Below are 3,795 nucleotides of genomic sequence, written 5' to 3' on the forward strand. Positions count from 1 at the left end.
TTGTATCAGTTGAATCAGACGTTAGCGAGTTATTTAGGCGGGGGAGCGAGCTATCAGGGCGGTCAATGGACAGCGCCTGAATTCCAAGTAACGCAGTTCAAGAGTGATGGGAGTTCTGGTGAGAGTAAGAGTTATGATACAGTAGCGGGAGCGTTTGAAGGCGTTAACGGAAGTTTGTCTGGTATCAACGATCGTCTTAATGATGTAGCGCAGAATGTTACGTCGAACAGTTTGAGTTGGAATGAAGAGATAGGAGGCTATGATGGTCGCCATAATGGATCGGATAGTAAGATTACGCATGTAGCGGATGGAGATATATCGGAAGGCTCGAAAGAAGTTGTGAATGGTGGCCAGCTCTGGGARACGAACCAGAAAGTTTCAGCGGTTGAAAATCGTGTAGAGAGCATAGATCAGCATGTTAAGGATGTTGAAAGTGCGGTTACGAACGGTGCAGTTAACTACGATAAGGATGCAGATGGCAAGAAAACGAATAAGATTACGTTAGTTGGAGGTAATGAAAGTGATCCAGTATTGATAGATAATTTAGCGGAAGGTCGTATAGAAAGTGGTTCGAAAGAAGCGGTAACRGGTGGTCAATTGCATGATTATACGGATCAGCAGATGAAGCTAGTGCTTGATGATGCGAAGAAGTATACGGATGATCAAGTAAGTAGTCTTGTCAATAATGGTGTTAATGAGGCAAAATCTTATACGGATATAAAGTTTGAGACGTTAAATTATGCCATTGAGGATGTCCGCAAGGAAGCAAGACAAGCAGCGGCTATTGGCTTGGCAGTATCTAACTTACGTTATAATGACGCACCAGGAAAGTTAAGTGTTGCACTTGCTAGTGGTATATGGCTCAATCAGTCTGCCTTTGCTGTTGGTGCTGGTTATACATCTGAAGATGGAAATACGCGTTCTAGCTTATCTATCACCAGTGGTGGAGGCCGCTGGGGTGTAGGTGTGGGATTAAGCTTAACGCTAAATTAATAAAATTCACTACTGTTATTTTCAAAATCGCTCCTGTTTATTCAAGGACAGGGGGGAACAGTATTGCACCATTAAAGGAATGATTCTCTCATATAACAGTAGTCAGTATCGATGCTGAAAATAAAAAGAGAACAAGGTGTGAAGAGTGGCGTATTTTACACAAATTTAACGGAAGCAGTGGAGGGCTTGTTAGTTATTGCATGACTATCATGAACAGCAGATGAAGATGCAGAAAAGCATACAAGCCACATACAAGCCAGCAGGGGTATCTTTAACGATACTAAACCTTATACAAATATAAAATTTAAAACGTCGAATTATGATATTGGGGATGTCACAACAGGAGAAAAATAAACTGTAACTGTTACTTTAGTGGTGCGCAATGTAAGCTATGATAATATCTGGGTTCATATAAGTATTGAACAGAGCTGTAAACTTTAATCTAAAGAGCAGTATATGATTGTAATTTTTGTGATAAAAAAAGCACGCTAGAATCGATATATTTCTATAAAATTACTAAAAAATCTAGTTTAGTTATCTCTGTATGCAGCAGCGATAACGACTAAGTACAAATTCATTAATCAAAACGCAAATATCTAAAACACAACGATGCATTAGTATTTCTATAAAAGCTTAAAAAACAAACAATTAAGGCTATTATTGAAGAGTTATTTCATATATCAGAAAAGCACATTATAAAAAAATAATTTTTTTCTTGCTATTTTTTTTAACAGTATTTAAAAGGGTAAAGAATTTGTTAAGAATAAATAAAAAATTCTCAAAGCGGGGTGGGTTTCTTCATGAAAAAGCCGTACAGTAACTATTACATTATTCTAAAGTGCTTCAAGAGCCACAGCTCTAAAGTTCTCGAATATCCCATTTATTTTTGCAACAAAAGCGCAATAATGCTGCAACAAATATCCTAAATCCCTCAACAAAAAACTCTTTCGCAATAATCACTCTATTATTGCTTCTTAAAAACACGATATCTGATAGTAATACACGAATATGTCTCTTTTATGCTTATCTCATTTTTTCTCACATTTAAATCCAAAAAATCTTTCACCACCCTAAGGCTTGAAAGAAATTCCTTTTATCCGGATTATCAATCAACGTCATTCACAATTTGACTGACACTTAGATAGTCCTCTTTCTCATTACGACAACCCTAACCTTTTATAAAAAAGACCTTCTGAAAACTTTTAGCGCCAGAATATGTCTTTTTAATGTTTTTAATATGTTTTTATTATTTGGAGAAGTTATTATGAAAAAAATATATACCACACCACAAACGCCAGTAGTGAGTGATTTTAAAAATTCTTGCTCACCTTATGGATTACCTTTTATTAAAACGCTTTCATTGGTTTCAGTCGCTGTTTTTTTATCAAATGCTTCTCCTGTTTCTGCTTGTGATGTTTGGGGTAATGTAGACACCTATTTTGGTGGTGGTACAAATGTACGTAAAAGTATTGCGCCAACTTATATAATTGACGGTCATGTATATAGAGATGTTGGTTCAGCGTTTTCTGGTGTGGGAAATGCTTTCGATCGTTGGAAGAGTCAAGTTAATACGAAAATTGATAGTAAATTTGATAAATTCAATTCTGATTGGAAGAATCAAGTTAATAATATTAATAGTAAATTTAGTAGTATTGATCATCACCTTAATGCTATTATTAGTAAAATGAAAGGAACGTCTTTTGATCAGATTGTTCAGTTCAATAACCAAGGGCTAATTACAGTTGGTGCCAACCTGAGTGGCGCTTTTGGAATAGACTTTTCAGATAAAAATGGTAATGGGCGGTTTATTCTTGGTGTTCGTGATGCTGTCATTTCTCCAAATTCGAATCTAGCGGTTAATGGTTCTCAACTTTATAACTTGGGCAAAGTGATTTCTCAATCTTTTGGCGGTGGTGCTGACTACAACCTAGGAAATTGGAAATCTCCTACTTTTACAATTAAAGCCTTTGATCAGAATGGTAATCAGAGGCAGGAAAATTATAGCACTGTTGCAGATGCTTTTACTGGCGTGAATAATTCGGTTGAGAATCTTAATAAAGCGATTAAAAATGTAGTTTCCAATGCAGCGGGTGATACGCTTGTTAAGCAAAATGATGCAGGACTTATTACCATTGGTGGAAGCAAAGACGGCGATAGAATAGATATTACAAACAACATGAGAGGCCCACGCGTTCTCTCTGGTATTAGGGGCGGAGCAATTACGAAAACATCGACTGACGCCATAAATGGTAGCCAGATTGATTTCATATCTCAGGTATTTGCAAGTTATTTGGGCGGTGGTGCTGGATATAATGTAGACGGAAAATGGTCTGGTCCTACTTTTACAATTATATCCTTTGATCAGAATGGTAATGAGATTGAGGACCAATATAGGGATGTCGCGTCTGCATTTGCTGGTGTGAAGAATTCGTTTAGGAAACTTAATGAAAAGATTGAAAATGTGGTCATTAATGGCACAGGGGATGCGCTTGTTAAGCAAGATACAGCAGGACTTATTACCATTGGTGGAAAGGTAAGTGGCACGAAGGTCAATATTGCAAATATTGATAATGCGACACGGATTCTTTCAGGTGTTCGTGCTGGTTCAATTACAGCAACATCAACGGATGCGATCAATGGTGCTCAACTTTATTCTATAAGCAATGCAGTTGCAGGCTATTTTGGCGGTGGTGCTAGCTATAGGGATGGAGCTTGGAATGCGCCTACTTTTACAGTTAAAGTCTTTGATAAGAATGGTAATGGGGCTGAAAAGGATTATAGCACTGTTGCAGAAGCTTTTAC

General features: G+C 37.3%; 1 protein-coding gene and 1 pseudogene. Both read left to right on the top strand.

The window, feature by feature from the left end; translation table 11 throughout:
* A partial coding sequence (locus CER18_RS09480; protein WP_180299427.1) for a Vomp family autotransporter occupies window positions 1–993 on the top strand: 993 nt, incomplete at its 5' end.
* Between the two features lie 1,264 nt (window positions 994–2,257).
* Window positions 2,258–3,795 (top strand): annotated as a pseudogene (locus tag CER18_RS09485) (hypothetical protein); the annotation flags it as partial.

It is taken from the genome of Bartonella tribocorum (assembly GCF_002777915.1).
Lineage (GTDB): Bacteria > Pseudomonadota > Alphaproteobacteria > Rhizobiales > Rhizobiaceae > Bartonella > Bartonella tribocorum_A.